Source organism: Pseudaquabacterium terrae, from assembly GCF_013266755.1.
GTDB lineage: Bacteria > Pseudomonadota > Gammaproteobacteria > Burkholderiales > Burkholderiaceae_C > Pseudaquabacterium > Pseudaquabacterium terrae.
The window spans coordinates 52,804-71,942 of the sequence record NZ_JABRWJ010000006.1 but is presented as its reverse complement, the minus strand read 5'-3'; the positions used below and the strand labels follow the sequence as shown (position 1 = coordinate 71,942).

General features: G+C 71.8%; 13 protein-coding genes. 9 read left to right on the top strand and 4 right to left on the bottom strand.

Annotation, left to right across the window (positions count from 1 at the left end; all coding sequences use genetic code 11):
• Positions 1-7: 7 nt before the first annotated feature.
• Together HLB44_RS19660 and uvrA are read left to right on the top strand one after the other, a co-directional pair.
• Positions 8-1,261: a hypothetical protein gene (locus HLB44_RS19660; RefSeq protein WP_173125736.1), complete on the top strand. Its 1,254-nt coding sequence runs from the start codon at positions 8-10 to the stop codon at positions 1,259-1,261.
• 79 nt (positions 1,262-1,340) lie between these two features.
• Positions 1,341-4,244 carry an excinuclease ABC subunit UvrA gene (gene uvrA / locus HLB44_RS19655; protein ID WP_173125734.1) on the top strand — a complete coding sequence of 968 codons (2,904 nt, stop codon included), beginning with the start codon at positions 1,341-1,343 and terminating at the stop codon, positions 4,242-4,244.
• Here the strand turns inward: uvrA and HLB44_RS19650 are convergent.
• On the bottom strand, positions 4,241-4,870 hold the full coding sequence (locus tag HLB44_RS19650; RefSeq protein WP_173125732.1) for a DJ-1/PfpI family protein: 630 nt from the start codon (positions 4,868-4,870) through the stop codon (positions 4,241-4,243). The two genes, uvrA and HLB44_RS19650, sit on opposite strands and share 4 nt — an antisense overlap.
• A 58-nt stretch (positions 4,871-4,928) precedes the next feature.
• Between HLB44_RS19650 and HLB44_RS19645 the strand changes: the two genes are divergently transcribed.
• From HLB44_RS19645 to HLB44_RS19620, 6 genes are all read left to right on the top strand, one after another.
• Complete coding sequence (locus HLB44_RS19645) at positions 4,929-6,254, top strand: aminotransferase-like domain-containing protein (RefSeq protein WP_173125730.1); 1,326 nt, start codon at positions 4,929-4,931, stop codon at positions 6,252-6,254.
• An 87-nt stretch (positions 6,255-6,341) separates the two neighbouring features.
• Positions 6,342-7,199: an amidohydrolase family protein gene (locus HLB44_RS19640; protein ID WP_173127066.1), complete on the top strand. Its 858-nt coding sequence runs from the start codon at positions 6,342-6,344 to the stop codon at positions 7,197-7,199.
• 99 nt (positions 7,200-7,298) lie between these two features.
• The gene (locus tag HLB44_RS19635; protein WP_173125728.1) at positions 7,299-7,808 is read left to right on the top strand and encodes a DinB family protein; all 510 of its coding nucleotides are present in this window, start codon (positions 7,299-7,301) and stop codon (positions 7,806-7,808) included.
• Entirely contained in the window at positions 7,808-8,134 is a 327-nt protein-coding gene (locus HLB44_RS19630) for an ArsR/SmtB family transcription factor (RefSeq protein ID WP_217283746.1), read from the top strand. Before HLB44_RS19635 ends, HLB44_RS19630 begins: the two co-directional genes overlap by 1 nt.
• The gene (locus tag HLB44_RS19625; RefSeq protein WP_173125726.1) at positions 8,131-9,021 is read left to right on the top strand and encodes a DinB family protein; all 891 of its coding nucleotides are present in this window, start codon (positions 8,131-8,133) and stop codon (positions 9,019-9,021) included. Before HLB44_RS19630 ends, HLB44_RS19625 begins: the two co-directional genes overlap by 4 nt.
• Entirely contained in the window at positions 9,018-9,899 is an 882-nt protein-coding gene (locus tag HLB44_RS19620; protein ID WP_173125724.1) for a hypothetical protein, read from the top strand. Before HLB44_RS19625 ends, HLB44_RS19620 begins: the two co-directional genes overlap by 4 nt.
• 85 nt (positions 9,900-9,984) lie before the next feature.
• Here HLB44_RS19620 and HLB44_RS19615 read toward each other — a convergent pair whose 3' ends face one another.
• The gene (locus tag HLB44_RS19615) at positions 9,985-10,416 is read right to left on the bottom strand and encodes an SWIB/MDM2 domain-containing protein (RefSeq protein WP_173125722.1); all 432 of its coding nucleotides are present in this window, start codon (positions 10,414-10,416) and stop codon (positions 9,985-9,987) included.
• Positions 10,417-10,731: 315 nt separating this feature from the next.
• Here HLB44_RS19615 and HLB44_RS19610 point away from each other — a divergent pair, with 315 nt between their 5' ends.
• Positions 10,732-11,091 (top strand): phage holin family protein, encoded by a 360-nt coding sequence (locus tag HLB44_RS19610; protein WP_173125720.1) that lies wholly within the window; start codon positions 10,732-10,734, stop codon positions 11,089-11,091.
• Between the two features lie 21 nt (positions 11,092-11,112).
• On the opposite strand, the gene pbpC is transcribed toward HLB44_RS19610, so the two are convergent.
• A complete protein-coding gene (gene pbpC, locus HLB44_RS19605) occupies positions 11,113-13,308 on the bottom strand; it encodes a penicillin-binding protein 1C (RefSeq protein WP_343051414.1) in 2,196 nt (731 codons plus the stop codon).
• Positions 13,305-19,130, bottom strand: coding sequence for an alpha-2-macroglobulin family protein (locus HLB44_RS19600; protein WP_173125718.1), 5,826 nt, complete (start codon positions 19,128-19,130; stop codon positions 13,305-13,307). The genes pbpC and HLB44_RS19600 overlap by 4 nt, the downstream gene beginning before the upstream one ends.
• Positions 19,131-19,139 lie beyond the last annotated feature (9 nt).

Genomic DNA, 19,139 nt, shown 5'->3' with positions numbered 1-19,139 from the left:
GGCGGACATGAGCGAGCGCGACGACTTCCGCCCCGATCCGCGCTTGAAGGCGGCGTTGCGCCACGCGCCGGACCACGATGCCGCACCACCGCCGGCGATCGCCGCGGCGATCGCAGCGGCTGCGCGCGCGGCCGTGGCGCCACCGCGGCCGAGCCTGCCGGCGCGTGCGCTCACCGCGCTGCAGCAGGGCTGGCAGGCCTTGCTCGCGCCGCGGCCGGTGTGGGCCGGCGGGCTCGCGGCGCTGGTGGTCGCAAGCCTGACGATGACGCTGTGGTTCAACGAACCCGTGCCGCCGATGAGCGATGACGCGCCGCCGCTGGTACCAAGTCGAGCGCCCGCGCCCAGGCCCGCTGCGCCGACGATCGCCCAGGCGCCGTCGGTGGTGCCCGATCCGGCGCCGGCGCCGGCGGTGCGCGAGGAAGCCGCCGCCGCGCCGCGCATGCCGGCCGACAAGGCACCGGCGCGTGCAGCCGCGCCGCAGCCGCCGCAGCGCCGCGATGCCGCGCCCGCCGCGCCACCCGCCCCCGCCCCCGCCCCCGCCCCCGCCCCCGCCGAACCCGCGCTGGCGAAATCGCGCGAAGCGCGGGCTGCCGCAGCCGAACGCGCGGCCGGGCCAACGCAGGAGGCGAAGAACGCCGAGGTCGCTGCCGCTACGCCACCACCCCCCGCCGCCGCGCCGACGCCACCGCCGGCACCACTCGCTGCACCCCCTGCGCCCGCCGCGCCGCCGGCCCCGGCCACCGCCACCGCGCCACCGCGCGCCTTCCCCGAATCGCCTTCGTCGGCCGACGTGGCGGTCGAATCGCGCGCGCGCGCCGCCGCCGCACCGGGCGCACGCGATGCCGTGCGCGCCGAGCGCGGCCTGTCGCAAGGCGCGCTCGCGCAGGCGCCGGCCACCGGCGCGGCAGTGCCACAGCCCAACACGGCGCGCAAGGCCACGCCGCCGCAGCTGGCCGCCGCGACGATGATGCCGCCGCAGCTCGCCGCGCTGCTGGCGCTGCCCGGCGATCACGCGCAGCAACGCTGGCTTCCGCTGCTCGACCAGCTGACGCGCGGCCGCTGGCAGCGGCTGTCGACGCCAGCGGCATCGAACTTCGCTTCGTCCGGCGGCACGATCGTGCTCGGCCGCGCCGCCAATGTGCCGCCCGCGATGCTGCGCATCGATGCCGACGGCGTGCGCTGGGCCGAGCCCGACGGCAGCGCCTGGTTCGCGCCGCTCGACGCGGCGGCGGTGCAGTCGCTGCGCGACGCGACGCGTTAAGGTCGCCGCAACCGCCGCGGCTGCCCTGAAAGCGCCGCGCGGCTATCATGCCCGGTTGCCTTCGCCCCGCCTGCAGTGAATGCCCCCCGATGACGATGATCGCCGCCCGCAGCAAGGCCAGACCTTGCACATCCGCGGCGCGCGCACCCACAACCTGAAGAACATCGACCTCGACATCCCGAAGCACGCGCTGGTGGTGATCACCGGGCTGTCGGGGTCGGGCAAGTCGAGTCTGGCCTTCGACACGCTGTATGCCGAAGGCCAGCGGCGCTATGTCGAGAGCCTGTCGGCTTATGCGCGGCAGTTCCTGCAGCTGATGGACAAGCCCGACGTCGATGTCATCGAGGGCCTGTCGCCGGCGATCAGCATCGAGCAGAAGGCGACCTCGCACAACCCGCGCTCGACCGTCGGCACCGTCACCGAGATCCACGACTACCTGCGCCTGCTGTACGCCCGCGCCGGCACGCCTTACTGCCCCGACCACGAGCTGCCGCTCGAGGCGCAGAGCGTGGGCCAGATGGTCGACACCGTGCTCGCGCTGCCGGAGGAAACGCGGCTGATCGTGCTGGCGCCGGTGGTGCGCGACCGCAAGGGGGAGTTCGTCGAGCTGTTCGCCGATATGCAGGCGCGCGGCTACGTGCGCTTTCGCGTCGACGGCCAGATCGTCGAGGCCACGGACCTGCCGAAGCTGAAGAAGAGCGAGAAGCACGACATCGACGTCGTGATCGACCGGCTGAAGGCCCGCGCCGACGTCAAGCAGCGCCTGGCCGAGAGTTTCGAGGCGGCGCTGCGGGCTGCCGATGGCCGTGCCATTGCACTGGAGATGGACAGCGCGAAGGAACACTTGTTCAGCAGCAAGTTCGCCTGCCCGGTCTGCAGCTATTCGCTGCCGGAGCTGGAGCCGCGCCTGTTCTCGTTCAACGCACCGATGGGCGCCTGCCCGGCCTGCGATGGCCTGGGGGTGCAGACGGTGTTCGACCCCGAGCGCGTCGTCGCCTTTCCGTCCCTGAGCCTGGCCGGCGGCGCGGTCAAGGGCTGGGACCGGCGCAATGCCTACACCTTCTCGCTGCTCGAGTCGGTGGCGCAGCACTACGGCTTCGACATCGATGCGCCCTTCGAGGCGCTGCCGAAGAAGGCGCAGCAGGCGCTGCTGTACGGCTCCGGCAGCGACGACATCCAGTTCATCTACCAGGCCGAGGGCGCGAAGGGCAAGACGCGCACCGTCAAGCGCTCGCACCCGTTCGAAGGGATCATTCCGAACTTCGAGCGGCGCTACCGCGAGACCGATTCGGTGGCGGTGCGCGAGGACCTGGCGCGCTACCAGGCCGCCAAGCCCTGCACGCAGTGCCACGGCACGCGGCTGCGGCGCGAGGCGCGGCATGTCTTCCTGCAAGGCGAAGACGGCGTCGATCGCAAGGCGATCTTCGAGGTCGAGCACGCGACGCTCGCCGACACGCAAGCCTATTTCGAGCAGCTGAAGCTGAAAGGCTCCAAGGCCGAGATCGCCGACAAGGTCGTGCGCGAGATCCGCTCGCGGCTGAAGTTCCTCAACGACGTCGGCCTGAACTACCTGAGCCTCGACCGCAGCGCCGACACGCTGTCCGGCGGCGAGGCGCAGCGCATCCGGCTCGCCAGCCAGATCGGCTCCGGGCTGACGGGGGTGATGTACGTGCTGGATGAGCCGAGCATCGGCCTGCACCAGCGCGACAACGAGCGCCTGATCGGCACGCTGCGTCATCTGCGCGACCTGGGCAACAGCGTGCTCGTCGTCGAGCACGACGAGGACATGATCCGCGCCGCCGACTTCTGCGTCGACATGGGCCCCGGCGCCGGCGTGCACGGCGGCCGCGTGATCGCGCAGGGCACGCCGGACGAGGTGGCGGCCAGCGTCGAGTCGCTGACCGGCCGCTACCTGGCGCAGGTGATGCGCATCGAGGTGCCCGAGTTGCGCCACACGCTGGCCGAGAGCGACGAGCCGCGCTCCTTGCGCATCGTCAACGCCCGCGGCAACAACCTGAAGCGCGTGACGGTCGAGATCCCGGTGGGGCTGTTCACCTGCGTCACCGGCGTCTCGGGCTCGGGCAAGAGCACGCTGGTCAACGACACGCTGTATGCGTCGGTCGCGCGCAAGCTCTACAACAGCCATGCCGAGGCCGCGCCGCACGACGAGATCGAGGGCCTGGATGCCTTCGACAAGGTCATCAACGTCGACCAGAGCCCCATCGGCCGCACACCGCGCTCGAACCCGGCGACCTACACAGGGCTGTTCACGCCGATCCGCGAGCTGTTTGCCGAGGTGCCGATGGCGCGCGAGCGCGGCTATGGCGCCGGGCGCTTCAGCTTCAACGTCGCCGGCGGCCGCTGCGAGTCGTGCCAGGGCGACGGCGTGCTGAAGGTCGAGATGCACTTCCTGCCCGACGTCTACGTGCCCTGCGACACCTGTCACGGCAAGCGCTACAACCGCGAGACGTTGGAGGTGCTCTACAAGGGCCGCAACATCAGCCAGGTGCTCGGCCTGACGGTCGAGGACGCGCACGCCTTCTTCAGCGCGGTGCCGACGCTGGCGCGCAAGCTGCAGACGCTGCTCGACGTCGGCCTGGGCTACATCACGCTCGGCCAGAGCGCGACCACGCTGTCCGGCGGCGAGGCGCAGCGCGTCAAGCTGGCGCTGGAGTTGAGCAAGCGCGACACCGGCCGCACGCTCTACATCCTCGACGAGCCGACCACCGGCCTGCACTTCGCCGACATCGAGCTGCTGCTGCGCGTGCTGCACCAGCTGCGCGATGCCGGCAATACGATCGTCGTCATCGAGCACAACCTCGATGTCATCAAGACGGCCGACTGGGTCATCGACATGGGCCCGGAAGGCGGCGCCGGCGGCGGCCGCGTGTTGTGCGAGGGGCCGCCCGAGCTGATCGCCGAGTGCGGCGACAGTCACACCGGGCGTTTCCTGAAGCCGATGCTGGCGCGGACTTCGGCCTAACGCTCGATGCCGCCGGCGAGCTCGCGCTGCGGCGCCACGTGCGCGAGGGCGCGCTCGACATAGGCGTCCTTCTCTCCCACCGGTGCGAAGTAGTGCAGCACCTCGCGCGCCTCGTCCAGTCCTTTCAGCCGGTTGATCAACCAGGCCGCGATGTACTGGGCCGACAGGCAGCCGCCCGCCGTCGCGACGTTGCCCTGCGCGACGAAGGGCTGGTTCAGGATCTGGACGCCGGCCGCCTGCACCCACGGCTTGCTGGTCGAATCGGTGCACGCCGGCAGCGGGCCGAGCAGCCCCAGCTTCGCCATCAGGAAGGTGCCCGAGCACTGCGCCGCGATCAATTGCCGAGCCGGGTCCAATTGCAGCTGGCCCATGATCGATGCATCGGCGGCCACCTCGCGCGTCTTCATGCCGCTGCCGATCAGCACCGCATCGGCCGCATTGGCGGCCGCCAGGTCGACGTGCGCATCGAGCGTGAGGCCGTTCATCGAGGTCACGCGTGCGGTCGGGCTGGCGATGCTGACGCGCCAGTCCGCGTCGCCGCGCAAGCGAATGCGGCTGAGCATGCCGTAGGCAATCAACGAATCCAGCTCGTTGAAGCCGTCGAAGGTCAGGATGGCGATGTGCATGGCCGGCAGCGTACGCCGTCGATCCAGTACGATCAAACGATTGTTCTAGATACAAGCCATGCGCCCGGCCCGTTACCACGCCATCGTCGACGAGCTCGCGGCCCGCATCCACAGCGGCGAACTGCGCCCCGGCGACCGCCTGCCGACGATCCGCGCGCTGATGCAGTCGCACGGCGTGGCGCTGGCGACCGCTTCACGCGCGATGGGCGAGCTCGCCGCGGCGGGCCTGGTCGTCGGCGAAACCGGGCGTGGCACCTTCGTGCGCGATGCCTCGCTGCCGCGCGGCTCGGGGCTCGAGCACCATCCGGCCGGTTTCGGCGCCATCGACCTGAGCCTGAGCTACCCGACGCTGCCGGGCCAGGATCAGATGCTGCGCGAGGGCCTGCGTGGCATCGCCGCGTCCGGCGACCTCGATGCCCTGCTGCATTCGGCGCCGCAGGGCGGCCGGCCGCACGAGCGGCAGACGATGGCCCGGCACCTGCGCAACCGCGGCATCCGCCTGCCGCCCGAGCAGGTGCTGATCGTCGCCGGCGCGCAGCACGGGCTGGCGGTGACGCTGATGGCGCTGTTGAAGCCGGGCGACGTGCTGGCCGTCGATGCGCTCAGCTACCCCGGCCTGCTGGCGCTGGCGCGCGCGCAGCGGCTGGACATCCTGGCCCTGCCGCAGGCGGGCGGGCAGACCGACCTCGATGCGCTGGCGCGGCTGTGCAAGCGCCGCCCGGTGCGCGCGATCTACACGATGCCGACGCTGCACAACCCGCTCGGCTCGGTGATGCCGGCCGACGACCGCATCCGGCTCGCGCGGCTGGCCGAGCAGCACGAACTGATGATCATCGAGGACGGCACCTACGCCTTCCTCGGCGAGCCCGCGCCGGCGCCGGTGATCACCCTCGCGCCGCAGCGCACGGTCTACGTGTCCGGACTGTCGAAGAGCGTGGCCGCCGGGCTGCGCGTGGGGTACGTCGCCGCGCCGCTCGCGCTGATGCCCGCGCTCGAGCGGGCCATCCGCATCTCGACATCGCAGACCGCGTCGGTGACGACGGCGCTGGCCTGCGTGTGGATCGAATCGGGCCAGGTCGATGCGCTGGAAGACGCCAAGCGCGCCGACGCGCGGCGCCGCCAGGCGCTGGCACGCCGGGCGTTGCGCGGTTGCACGGTGGTGGCGCATCCCATGTCCTACTACCTGTGGCTGCCGCTGTCCGGTGGGCAACGCGCCGACCGCATCGCCGCCGCGCTGGAGGCCGACGGCGTGCTGCTCACCACCGCCGAGCCCTTCGCTGCGACGACGCATGTGCCGCAGGCCGTGCGCGTGGCCCTGGGCTCGGTCGCACCGGAGGCGCTGGCGCGGGCGCTCGAGATCATCCGGGCGGCGGTGACTGCGTGAGTCGCCGGGCCTAGACTGGCGGGCATCCCGCACCGGAGGCCTTGCATGCGTCCCATCGTCGAATTCGCGCAGGCCGCCGTGCTCGCGATGGCGCTGTTGTCGCCGCTGTCCGCATCGGCGCAGACGCCCTACCGCGGCCCGCTGTTCGACGCCCATCTGCACTACAACGACGAGGCGTGCGCCTTCCCCGGTGCCTGCCCGTACCCGATCAGCGAGGTGCTGGCGATGATGCAGCGCTCCGGCGTGCGCGCGATCATCGCCAACAGCCGGCCCAACGACGGCACCAAGTCGCTCGCCGCCGCGCGCGACGAGACGCGCCGCGCCGGCGTCACCGTCGTGCCCTTCGTGCGTCTGTACCGCAACCGCGCCGACTACTCAGGCTGGTTCGCCGACGAGACCATCCACACGATGGTGCAGCAGGAGCTCGCCGCCGGCACCGCCGCTGGCCCGTACCGCGGCCTCGGCGAATTCCACCTCTACGACAGCGCGAACGCCGATGGCCCGGTGGCGGCGAAGCTGGTGCGGCTCGCGCAGGCGCGCGGCCTGGCAGTGCTGGCGCATGTCGACGACGTGGCGATCGACAAGCTGATGGCGCATGCGCCGCAGGCGCGCGTGATCTGGGCCCACACCGGCATCGGCGGCGTGCCGGTCGAGCGCGTGCGCGGATTGCTGCAGCGTTATCCGCTGCTGATCGGCGAGCTGTCGTACCGGCCCGGACTGACCGCCGGCGGCGGTGGCCTGAGCGCCGAGTGGCAGGCGCTGCTGAACGAGTTTCCCGAGCGTTTCGTGGTCGGCTCCGACACCTGGATCAACGGCCGCTGGAGCGGCTACGAGACGCTGATGGCCGAGGCGCGGCGCTGGCTCGGTGACCTGCCGCCGGCGACAGCGCGGCGCATCGGCTGGGGCAACGGCGCGCGGCTCTTCGGGCTGCCGGACCCGGACTGAGCGAGGTGTCGATACGCAATCGAAGGGTTGCGTATCGACGGCGCTGCTGGCAACATGCAACCATCGAGTTGCCTGTCGGGCCGGCCCCGACACCCCGTCATGAGCACCGATCTGCTGCTGCCCTCCCTGTTCCGCTACAAGGCCTGGGCCGGCGATGCGCTGCTGGCCTGCCTCGCGCGCATCGATGCGCAAGTGCATGCCGCCGAGCGACACACGGCGATGCGCATCGCGAACCACATCCACATCGTCGACCGGCTGTTCGAGGCGCAGCTGCAGCGGCTGCCGTTGCCCTTCGCCGCCACCAACACGCCCGACACGCCGACGCTCGATGCGCTGCACGACGCGGTGCGCACGACCGATGCCTGGTACCTGCGCTTCGTCGAGGACCAGCCGCCGCAGGCACTGGCCGAGCGCCTGCACTTCGTCTTCACCGACGGCGAGGCCGGCTGCATGTCGCGTGCCGAAATGTTGATGCACGTGATCGCGCACGGCACCTATCACCGCGGTGCGATCGGCCGCATCCTGCAGCAGCTGGGTATTGCGCCGCCGCGCGACCTCTTTACCGGCTTCCTGCATGCCAGCGAGCCGGAGCGGCGCGCCGCGGTCTGATGAACGACGACGACATCGATCAGCTGCTGCGCGCGCTGTCCGACGCGACGCGGCGCCGCCTGCTCGACCGCCTGCGCGACCAACCCGGCCTGACGCAGACCGAGCTGGCGGAGGGCTTCGCGCAGTCGCGCCAGGCGCTGTCGAAGCACCTTGCGGCGCTGGAGGCGGTCGACCTGGTGGTTGCGGTCTGGCGCGGGCGCGAGAAGCTGCACTACCTGAATCCGGTGCCACTGCAGGCGCTGCCGGCGCGCTGGGTCACGACGACCGCGCGCGAGCACAGCGCGGCGCTGGCCGCCTTGCAGAAGGCCTTGGAGGGCACCCCATGATCACGCGCCTGGCCGCGCCGCATGCCGTGCGCTCGTCGCGCCTGCCGGCGCCGCCGAGCGTGGTGTGGCCGCGCATCTGCGACAGCGCCTTCGTCGCCGACTACCTCGGTGCCGCGCTGCCGCCGATGGCGCTCGAAGCCGGCTGCGCGCTGCACGGCCACGATGCACAGGGCCGTGCGCTGACATTGACGGTGCTCGAAGCGCTGCCGCCGTCGTGCCTGAGCCTGCAGCTGCAAGCGGCCGACGGCGTGCAGTCGCTGCGCTGGTCGATCGCCGCCTGCGCGGGTGGCAGCCGCCTGACGGTGGTGCACGAGCGCCCGGTCGAGGCCGTGTCGAAGCCGACCCTCGATCCGCTCGCTTCGGCGCTCGCTGCGGCGCCGCTCGGCCTGCTGCCGGGCGCGCGCATCGCGGATGCCGCGGCACTGCAGGCGGCGCGCGCCTACCTCGCGGGCAGTGCCGAAGCGGTGCGGCAGCTGCTCGCGGCGATGCCGCCGCACGAAGGTTATGAGAAGCCCGCGCCCGATCGCTTCTCGCTGGTCGAGCACCTGTGGCACCTGGCCGATGTCGAAGCGCTCGGCTGGGCGCAGCGCTGGCCGCGCGTGCTCGCCGAAACCGAGCCGACGCTGGCGGGCGTCGACGGCGACCGGCTGGCGATCGAGCGGCGCTACCAGCAGCGGCCGTGGCGCGCGGCGGCGCGGCGCTTCATCGCGCAGCGGCGGCGCACGCTCAGCGCGCTGGCACGCTGCGATGCCACCACGCTGGCGCGGCCGCTGCACTTCGGCGGGCAAGCGACCGACGCCGGCGCGCTGCTGGCCGCGATGCTGGCGCACGACCAGGAGCACCGCGTCGAGATGGCGCTGCTGTGGACGTCGAGGGCAACACGATGAGCGTCGCGATCCCGCTGCGCGCCTTTCTCGATCAGGCTCACGACCGCCACGCGACGACGCCGCAGGCGGTCGCCGATGGCCTCGCCGCGCGCGCCGCGGCACTGCCATGCGACGACGAAGGCGCCGAGGCCGTGCGCCTGGCCGAGCACGTGATGCTCGGCCACCTGGCCGATCCGAGCGGCCTGCGGCGCTTCGTGCAGGCCCTGCCCCAGGCGCTGCGCGGTGCACGCGAGGGCGCCTGCGCCGAGGCCGTCGGCCGCGTCTCATGGGCGCTGGCACAGCTAGAGGCAGCGGGCGGCGAGCGCGGCGCGATCATGCTTGCCGACGCCCTGCGCTGGCGCGCGCTGCAGAACGTGGTGCTCGCGAGGGTCGCGTCAGGCCACGTGCCGGCGGCGGCGCAAGCGCTGCGTGATGCCGAGCCGGCGGCGGCCGCCCATGCCGACAACACCGCGCGCCAGGCCTACGCGGCCTGCGCCAACAACGTCGCGCAGCACCTGCGCGACGGCCCGCGCGGCGACGCCGATCGCGAAGTCTTGATGATCGAAGCCGCCACCATCGCGCGCCGCGCCTGGCAGCGTGCGGGCACCTGGCAACACGTCGAACGCGCCGACTACCAGCTCGCGCTGTGCCATGCGGCGCTCGGCCACGGCGCCCTCGCGCTCGACCATGCACGCGCGTGCCTCGCGGCTTGCGAAGCCGAAGGCGCCGATGCGGCCGAGCGCTTCTTTGCGCACGAGGCCTGCGCGCATGCCGCGCGCGCGGCCGGCGATCAACCCGCAGTCGCCGCGCAGCGCACGCGCATGCAGGCCTTGCTCGACGAGATTGCGGACCCGCAGATGCGCGCCTGGTGCGCGCAGACGCTCGCCGCGCTGCCATGAAAAAGGCCGGCTGCTAGCCGGCCTTCATCGCATCGCCCGCTCCGCCTGCAGGGCCGTCGTGCCCCTGCGGCGGGTCGGCTTCAGCTCACTTCAGATGCGCATTGATGAGCTTGGTCATCTCGAACATCGACACCTGGGCCTGCTTGAAGATCTCCTTCAGCTTGGCGTCGGCGTTGATCATCGTCTTCTTGACCTTGTCCTGCAGACCGTTCTTCTTGATGTATTCCCAGACCTTCTTCGTCACCTCGGTGCGCGGCAGCGCCTTGTCGCCGATCACGGCGGCCAGTGCAGCGCTCGGCGTCATCGCCTTCATGAACGCTGCATTCGGGGTGCGCTTCTTGGCCGGTGCGGCCTTCTTCGCTGCGGTCTTCGCCGGGGCCGCCGCCTTCTTCGCAGGAGCGGCCTTCTTCGCCGGCGCGGCGGCCTTCTTTGCCGGGGCCGCTTTCTTCGCGGGCGCTGCCGCCTTCTTTGCCGGAGCGGCCTTCTTGGCCGGAGCGGCCTTCTTCGCAGTTGCCATGTTGATTCTCTCCATCACTTAAGGTGGTTGATGTGCCGGGGTCCGGGTCGGGGTCTCATGCACCCTCGTTTCTCTCATGACCTCTGCGGGCGCAATGGTACTGCGACACATAGGGGCTGAGAAGCGGTTTTCCCTCGTAGAAGCCCGCTTCTTCCCTCTGAAAACGCCGATTTGTCGCCTCGCTGCATCACTCGCTGCGCTTCGAAGGGCTCACGAGGGCACGCACGAGGCGCTGCCGAGTGCATTGCGGAGCCTTGCGAGGCGCTGCCGCGTGCAGCGCGCGAGCGCTCGCGATGCCTTGTGTATGCTCGTCGCATGAAGATCATCGTGCGCTGGTTGTTGCTCGCAGCGGCGCTGCTGCTGGTGGCCCACCTGTACTCCGGCGTCGTCGTGACGAGCTTCGTCTCGGCGATGATCGCGGCCCTCGTGCTCGGGCTGTTGAACACGCTGGTGCGGCCGCTGCTGGTGCTGCTGACCTTCCCGGTCACGCTGCTGACGCTGGGCCTCTTCCTCTTCGTGATCAACGCGCTGATGTTCTGGGCCGCGGCCGGCGTGCTCAACGGGTTCAACGTCACCGGGTTCGGCGCCGCGCTGATCGGCTCGGTGATCTACAGCCTGTGCGGCATGGTGATCGACGTGGCGATGGAACGCGTGTTCAGCCGCTCCGAGGTGTGAGCGCCTCGCGGAACCAGCGTCTCATCGCCTGACGTAGGCACCGCGCACCTCGAAGGCGATGCGGTCGATGACGCGGCCGTCGGCCGCCTTCAGCTCGAGCCGATGGCGTCCCGGCCAGGGCATCCACTGCAATGACGCGCCGCTGCCGAGCGGCTGGCCATCGAGCCACCACTGGCCCGCCTCGCCCTCGAAACGGATGCGCTGCACCGGCGCGGGCATGTCGGGATCGAGCGCGAACACCGAGCCGTCGCGCGGGCTGCTGATGCCGCTCGGCCGCTTCTGCGCCAGCTGCTCGCCGACACGCAGGCGGCCGCGTGCGTGCTCGTTAGGATGCACGCGGCCGCGTGCGTGCTCGCTGATAGGCACGCGGCCGCGCGCATCGGCCAGCGTCTCGCCGCTGCCCTGCAGGAACCACTCGTCGCGCGGCGCTTCGAGCTGGTTGTCGAAATGGATCGCGCGGCGTTCGAGCCCCGGCGGCGGCGGCGGTGCACGCGAGGGCTGCTGCGCGTGCAGCTGCTGCACCAGCGCGCGCCACACCGGCGCCGCGCCCTGCGTGCCGCTGACGTGGTGCATCGCGTCGCCGCTGGCATTGCCGACCCAGACGCCGACGGTGTAGCGGTCGGTGAAGCCGATGCACCAGTTGTCGCGCATGTCCTTGCTGGTGCCCGTCTTCACCGCCGCGAAGCCGCGCGTGACGAGCGCGCTGTCGAGGCCGAAGGTGGTCGCGCGCGCGCCGGCATCAGCCAGGATGTCGCCGACCTGGAAGGCCACGCGCGCATCGAACACCGCACGCGCCGCGCCCGGCGTGCCTGCCACCGGCGTCCAGCGGCCACCGTTGGCGAGCATGCGGTAGGCATTGCTCAGCTGCAGCAGCGTGACGTCGGCACTGCCCAGTGCGAGCGCGAGGCCGTGGTAGCCGCCGCTCTCGCTCAATTGCAGGCCGGCGGCATTCAGCCGCTCGAACAAGGGCTCGGGTCCGACCAGGGCCGCGAGCCGCGCGGCCGGCACGTTCAAGCTCGCGGCGAGCGCGCTGCGCGCCGAGACCCAGCCGCGATAACGATGGTCGTAGTTGCGCGGCATGAAGGCGCCGCTGCCGCCGTCGAGATCGGCCGGCGCGTCGTGCAGCAGGCTGGCCGGTGTCAACGTCCCGCGCTCGAAGGCCAGCGCGTAGACGAAGGGCTTCAGGGTCGAGCCCGGCTGCCGCCGCGCGAGCACCGCATCGACCGCAGGCGCATCGGACCAGGCCGGGCCGCTCGAGCCGACCCACGCCAGCACTTCGCCGCTGCGGTTGTCGAGCACCAGCACCGCACCGTCCTCGACCTGCCGGCCTTGCAGCTCGGCCATCTGCGTGCGCAAGGCCTGCAGCGCGCTGCGCTGCAGCCGCGCATCGAGCGTGCTGCGCAAGCGGACCGAAGTGATCGGCTTCGCCTGCTGCGCCAGCAGCCAGCGCGCATGGTGCGGCGCGAGCTGCTCGCCGAGCGGCGGTGCGCTGCGGCGCACGAGCGCACGCGATGCGAGGCTGCCGATGCGTTCGCAGTCCGGCGCTTCGCCCAGCAGCGCACAGGCGCGCCGCTGCACCAGCGCCGGCGCGGCATTCGGCGCGCGCAGCAGCGCGACCAGCAGCGCCGCTTCGCCGCGATCGAGCCCCGACGCCTGCTTGCCGAACAGATGATGACTCGCCGCCGGCACGCCGATGAGCTCGCCGCGCAGCGGCACCAGATTCAGATAGGCCTCGAGGATCTGCGCCTTGCTCCAGCGTGCTTCGAGTGCGTGCGCGGCGCCGATCTGCGACCACTTCTGCAGCGCGCCCCGGCCGCCGGCGGGCCGCGCGAGCGCCGGGTCGAGCAAGGCGGCGAGCTGCATCGTCAAGGTCGAGCCGCCTTGCACGCGGCCCTGCGTGCGCGCCAGCGCGCCACGCGCGAGGCCGCTCCAGTCGACGCCACCATGCGACCAGAACTGCCGGTCTTCGCCGTGCACGATCAATTCGCGCAGCGCCGGCGAGAACGTGGCCAGCGGCTGCCACGGCAAGCGGCGTGCCTTGTCATCGATGCGCAGTGTCTGGATCGGCTCGCCATGGCGGTCGAGCACGATCAGGTCCGATGGCCGGTGCGCGGCGCGCAGCGTTTCGAACGCCGGCACGCCGTCGTCGGCCGCACGTGATGGCGTGGTGGCGGCCAGTGCCGCGACGACCACGCACAGCACGCGCCACGTCTTCACGGCCGCACCTCCAATGCGGCATTCGGCCACTCGCCGAAACTCTCCGGCGCATACATCGCCTCGATCCGCGACGGCGGCAGGCCGAAGCGGCCGCTGCTGTTCAAACGCAGCGTGTACTCGATGACGTGCTTGCCGCGCGGCATCAGCTCCCAGGTCGCGCGGAAGGCGTCCTGCGCGCGCTCTTCATAAGCCAGCCACGCGCTGCCTTCGCGGCGCTCGCCGCTGGCGCCGATTGCCGAATCGCGGCCGAGGCCGCTGCCGAGCAAGGTGGCGCCGGTGGGCACCGGATCGTTCAATGCGACCCAGCTCATGTCGGCCTGCGCGTCGATCTCGATCCGAATGCGCAGCACGTCGCCGCGGGTCCAGGCGCCCTCTGCCTTGCGTTCGACGGCGCTGATGCTGCGCGTCAGGCGATAGCCTGCTGCCAGCGGCGCTTTCAGCGGCACGGCGGCCAGCGCCTGCACGCTGAGCCACGGCTTGCCGCTCCCCTGCTGCTGGACCTGCAGGCTCGGTGCCGAGGCCGCCACCGGCCACGGCAAGGACAAGCGGCCGCCCTCTTTGCCCACCGACCAGTCGTGCGTCGCGCTCGCCGCGCCGAGGATCGCGACGCTGCGCCCACCGACCGCGGCTGACTCGAAGCGCGCCGCGAAGCGCTCGAGCGCCAGCACGCCCCACAGGTTGGCCGTCGTCGTCAACCACGCGCCGCGTTGCTGGCGGCCCAGCGCCCCCAGCACCAGCCGCGGCAGCTCGTCCTTCCACGCGGGCTCGTCGACCAGCGCGAGCACCAGCTTCGCCGCGTTCGCGTCGCCGCTGTCCATCAGCCACCACCAGAAGTCGCTGGCCTCGGTGCTGAACTTCAGCACGCTGCCGGCGTAGTGGATGCGCGAACGCAGCAGCGTCTGCGCTTCGGCCAGGCGTTGCGCGCGTTCGGGCACCGCGTCGAGCCGCTGGAGGATGCGCAGCCAGTCGATCAGCGCCGCGGTCGGCCAGCGGTTCGGCTCCAGCGTGATCGACTGCAGCTGGCTCGCGCGGGCGCGGCCGTGGCGCGACAAGGCTTCGATCGCGGCGAGCTTGCGCACGTCGAGGTCGATGCCGGCGGCGCTGGCCGGCGCCCAGGGCTTGCGCTCGAGCCGGCCTTCGACGAAGGCGGTCAGCGCCAGCAACAAACGTTCGCGCGGGGCCTCGGGAATGGTCTGGCGCGCCTCGTGCGCGGCGGCGACCAGGTAGGCCGTCAAGCGGTCGCTGCCGCGGGGTGGATCGCCTTCGCGCGGCGGGTAGTACAGCGCGAGTCCGTCGGCATCGAGATAGCCCGGCAGGGCATTGACGATGCGCGCCCAGCCCGCGCTGTCCTGCAGCGCCAGCGCACGCGAGGCCTGCTGCTCGAGGCAGGTGAACGGGTACTGCTCGAAATAGCGCCGGATGCCGGGCAGCGCGCCGGCGAGCGTCGGCTGCAGGCCGATGACGATGCCGCCGGCGCGCGCACCGTCGGGCTTCGCCGGATCGGCGGCGATCGCGTCGGCCGGCGGCGCGACCGGCAGTGCGACGCTGCCGTCGAGCTGCTGCAAGGTCGCGGCCCACGTGCGCACCGGCAGCGCCGGCCGCACCAGCTGCGTGGTCTTCACCGCATCGCGCGCGCCACCGCCCTGGACGCTCGCTTCGTAGACCAGGCTGATCGCGCCGGACGGCGGCTCGACGGGCCACTTGACTTCGGCCGCAGCGCCCGCGGGCAAGGTCAGCGCCTGCGGCGGGAAGGCCAGCGCCGTGCGCGACAGCCCACCCGCGCCATCGTCGCGCTGCACGCTGCCGGCGAGCGTCGCCTCGACCTTCAACTCGCGCGCCGTCGTATTGCGCAGCGTGTAGATGGCGTCGAACCGGTCGCCTTCGCGCGCGACCGGCGGCAGGCCGGGCAGCATCTGCAGGTCCTGCGTGACGCGCACGGTCGCGCTGCCGCTGCCGAAACGGTCGGGCCCGGCCGAGGCCAGCGCGACCAGCCGGAAACTGGTCAGCGCATCGTTCAGCGGCACGTCGACGACGGCCTCGCCGCGCGCATCGAGGATCAGGCTGCCGCGCCACAGCAGCAGCGTGTCGAAGAGCTCGCGCGTCGGATTGCGGCCGCCGCCACCGCCGGCCGGCAGCGCCTTGCGGCCGTAGTGGCGGCGGCCGATGATCTCGCCCTGGGCCGTCGCCGTCTCGACGGCCCAGGCGCGCGGCGGGAACATCGATTCGAGGACCTTCCAGCTGTCGTTCTCCAGCAGCGCGAGCAGCGCTTCGTCGACCGCCGCGAAAGCGATCTCCGCGCCGGCGGCCGGCTGCCCGCCCTGCAGGACCTGGATGCGCGTCTTCACCGTCTGGCGCACCGCGTACTGCGCGCGTTCGGGCGTCACCTTGACGTCGAGCCGGTGCGCATCGAGCCCGATGCGAAGCTGCGCGACGCCGAACTTGTGCGAGGGTTTCGCCAGGTCGACCATCGCCGTCGGCGCCTGGTATTCGCGGCCTTCGAAACGATAGGCGCGCCACCATTCGCCGGGCGAGCGCCAGCCCCAGTTGAAGAACGAATACCACGGCACGTGGCGCACGCGGCCGCGCAGCACCAGCACGCTGGCGTAGACGTTCGGCGCCCAGGTCGTGGTCTCGGGCTTCGCGCCCTTGGCATCGCGGTTCGGAATCGGCACCTCGATGACCGGATCGTCGCCCTGCAGCGTCACGACGCGGCTGTCGACGATGCCCTCGCGCTCGATCGACAGCAGCGCGGTCGCCTGGCGATAGGGCATGCGCACCTGCAGCTTCGCGACCTCGCCGGGTGCGTACGAGGTCTTGTCGGCCAGCACGTCGATGCGGTCGTCGTTGTCCTGCTCGAACCACAGCTCGCCCTGGCGAGTGACCCAGACGGTCGTCGCGGCCTCGGCGCTGCGGCCGGCTTCGTCGGCCGAACGCACCACCAGCTCGACCTCGCCGGCGGCATCGATCGGCGCCTCGCACAACAGCATGCCGCGCGCATCGGTCTTGCCGGAACACACCTCGCCGAGCGGCTTCTGCGCCGACTGCTGGTCGTAGGCGTAGAAGCCGCCGACCAGGCGCTTGCGGCTGGCGGTCCACTGCGTGACGCGGGCCTGCACAGCAACCTTCGCGTCGGCCAGCGGCTTGCCGCGCAGGTCGAGCACCAGCGCCTGGAACTTCACCTTCCCGAGGGCTGCCGCCCAGCTGCCGGTGCGCACGCCGACGACCCGCGCCGCCGGCCACAGTGGCACGCGCGCCGAGATCGTCTGCACCTCGCCGTTCGGATCGTTGAACGTCACCTCGGCCTGCAGCTCGCTCGGCCGCTTGACCGGCGGCAGGCCCTTCAGTGCGACGGTGGCGGCGCCGTTCGCATCGGTGGTGAGCGCCTGCTTGTCGACCACCAGCTTCGCGCCGTCGCCGCTGGCCGGCTCGTCGTCGCTGGTGTCGCGGCGCCGGTCCTCGCGCGGCGGCTGGAACGAAAAACCTTCGTAACCCGCGAAACGCACGTCGCGCTCACGCAGCACGGCGCTGGCGCGGGCCGGTGCGCGCGCGACACCGCCACCGGACAGGTGCGTCAGCTGCAGCGCCAGCTGCACTTCGGCCGGCGCGATGGCATCGCCGCGCGACGGCATCAAGCGCGCATCGATCAGCGGCAGGCGGAACTCTTCGACGCGGAAGCGCCCGCCGGACCATTCGTGGCGCTCATTCTTCAGCCGCGCTTCGTAGAGCCCGAGCCTGGCGGTCGGCGGGATGGCCCAGCTCGACAACGCGGCGCGGCCCGCGCCGTCGAAGCGCAGCGGCTGCGTCAGCTCGTCGCCCGAGCCGACGTGCACGATCTTCAGTGTCGTCGGCAGCTGGGCCTTGTCCGCGTCGCGCAGGCCGGCGCTGGTCTCGTTGCGCACCAGGTGCTTCATCGACACCGTCTCGCCGGCGCGCAGCAGCAGCCGGTCGAACACCGTGTGCACGCGCAGCAGCTCGGCGCCGCGCTGGTCGTTGTACAGGGCAGACGCGTGATTGAAGCGCCACGGCTCGATGCCCTGGTTCCAGTTGCTGAAGACGAAGGCGCTGTCGCGAACCGGCTGGCCCTGCGCGCCGCGCATCAGCTTCGTCGCGGTGACGTAGTAGCCGGACTGCCAGCTGCAGTGCTCCTCGTTCGGATCGGGCAGCGCCTGCGGCACCAGCGCGCGGCCCTGCGCATCGGTGCGACCCTGCCAGAGGGGTTTGCCGACGCAGTCGTGCAGGGCGACCTCGGCCTCGGCGACCGGCTGCGCGCGGTCGAGCGTCGTCACCCAGACGAGCGAGTTCTCGTGGCCGCGCTTGAAGTGCACGCCGAGGTTGGTGACCAGCACTCCTGTGCGGACGAACATCGGCGCGCGCGAGGCCAGCAGGCGTTCGCCCAGCACCTGTGACTCGATCTCGACCACGTGGTAGCCGGGCTCGCTGAACGGGATGCCGACGACCTCGAAGGGCCGCGGGTCGCCGCCTTGCAGCTGCGGCAGCTCGAGCCGCCTGACTTCGGGCTGGCCGGCGAGCAGCGCCGATTCGCGGCTCTTGAATTCGTTCTGCTGCGCGCGGTAGACCTTGGCCATCCACGGCAGCCAGTCGCGCTCGGCGATCTTCTTGATGCGCACCGCGCCACCCGCACGGATCTCGCCCTGCACATGCCGCACGGTGATCGGCAGCATGGCTTCGGGTCCGAACTCGACGATGCCGAACGGCGACGCCGCGAACTTGGCCAGCGGCGGCATCGGGCCGGTCGCGACCGTCAGTGGAAAACGATCGGCATTCGCCAGCGGCCGCTCGGCGACATCCTTGACTTCACGTGGCAGCGTGACCTGCAGCGTCGCGCCCTCGGGCAGCGGCGCGGGAAAGCGCACTTCGTTGAACTGCGCTTCGTTGTCGGCGAGCTTCGGTGCCCGCGCCTGGCCGTGCTTGGCATCGGCCGGCGTCAGCCGCAGCGCTTCGGCGACCGCGCGCGGCACCGGCGCCGAGAACCGCACCACGGCGGCGGCAAGCGGCATGCACGGCGCCTGCGCGCGTTCACGCTCGCAGCTGAACTCGGCCGTGAAGCGGGGCTGCACCTCGAAGCGCAGGCGCTGCGGCGTGCGCGTCAGCACGGCAGGGTCGGCGGCCGAAGCGATGCCGCTGCCCCAGACGATGCGCAGCTTGGTCTGCGGCGGCAGCGGCCGGGCGCAGTTCACCAGCAGCGTGCGCGCCGCATCGGCCGCGCGGATGCGGCGCGCCTTCAGCACCGCGTCGCGCGCCGCGCCGGTGACGATCTGCAGTCCGATGCGCTCTCCGATGCCGTCGACCTCGCACCAGGCGTTCGCGGCGATGCTGGCCGGCGTCGCCGGGCCGGTCAGGCGTAGCAGGAAGTGCTGGTCCTCGGCGATCGTCTTGGAGCCGTCCCACGGATCGCTGCGCTCGATCGCCGGCCCGCCGGTCGAGAAGCTGTAATCAGTGCGGCCTTCCAGCGCACCCTGCTGCGGCTGCCAGCCCGCGGCGCGCTGCAGCGTGCAGCGCACGCCGGGCGGCAGCGCGGCGCTGAAGTCGATCACCCATTCGCGCTCGTTGTTCCAGCGCGCCTGGCGCTCGGGCAGCGAGCCGCTGCACTGCAAAGTGAGCGGTGGCTGACGGTTCGGGTCGCCGAGCGGCATCACCGCGTCGTCGAAGCGCACGACCACCTGCCGCACCTGCGCCACCTCGCCCTGCGGCGTGACGCCGGTGATGCGCGCGGCGAAGGCCGGTGTCGCCAGTGACGCTGTGGCGGCCAGTGCGGCCACGATGCTTGCGATGCGGCCACCGGCCGCGAGCCTCTCACTCATTGCCGAATC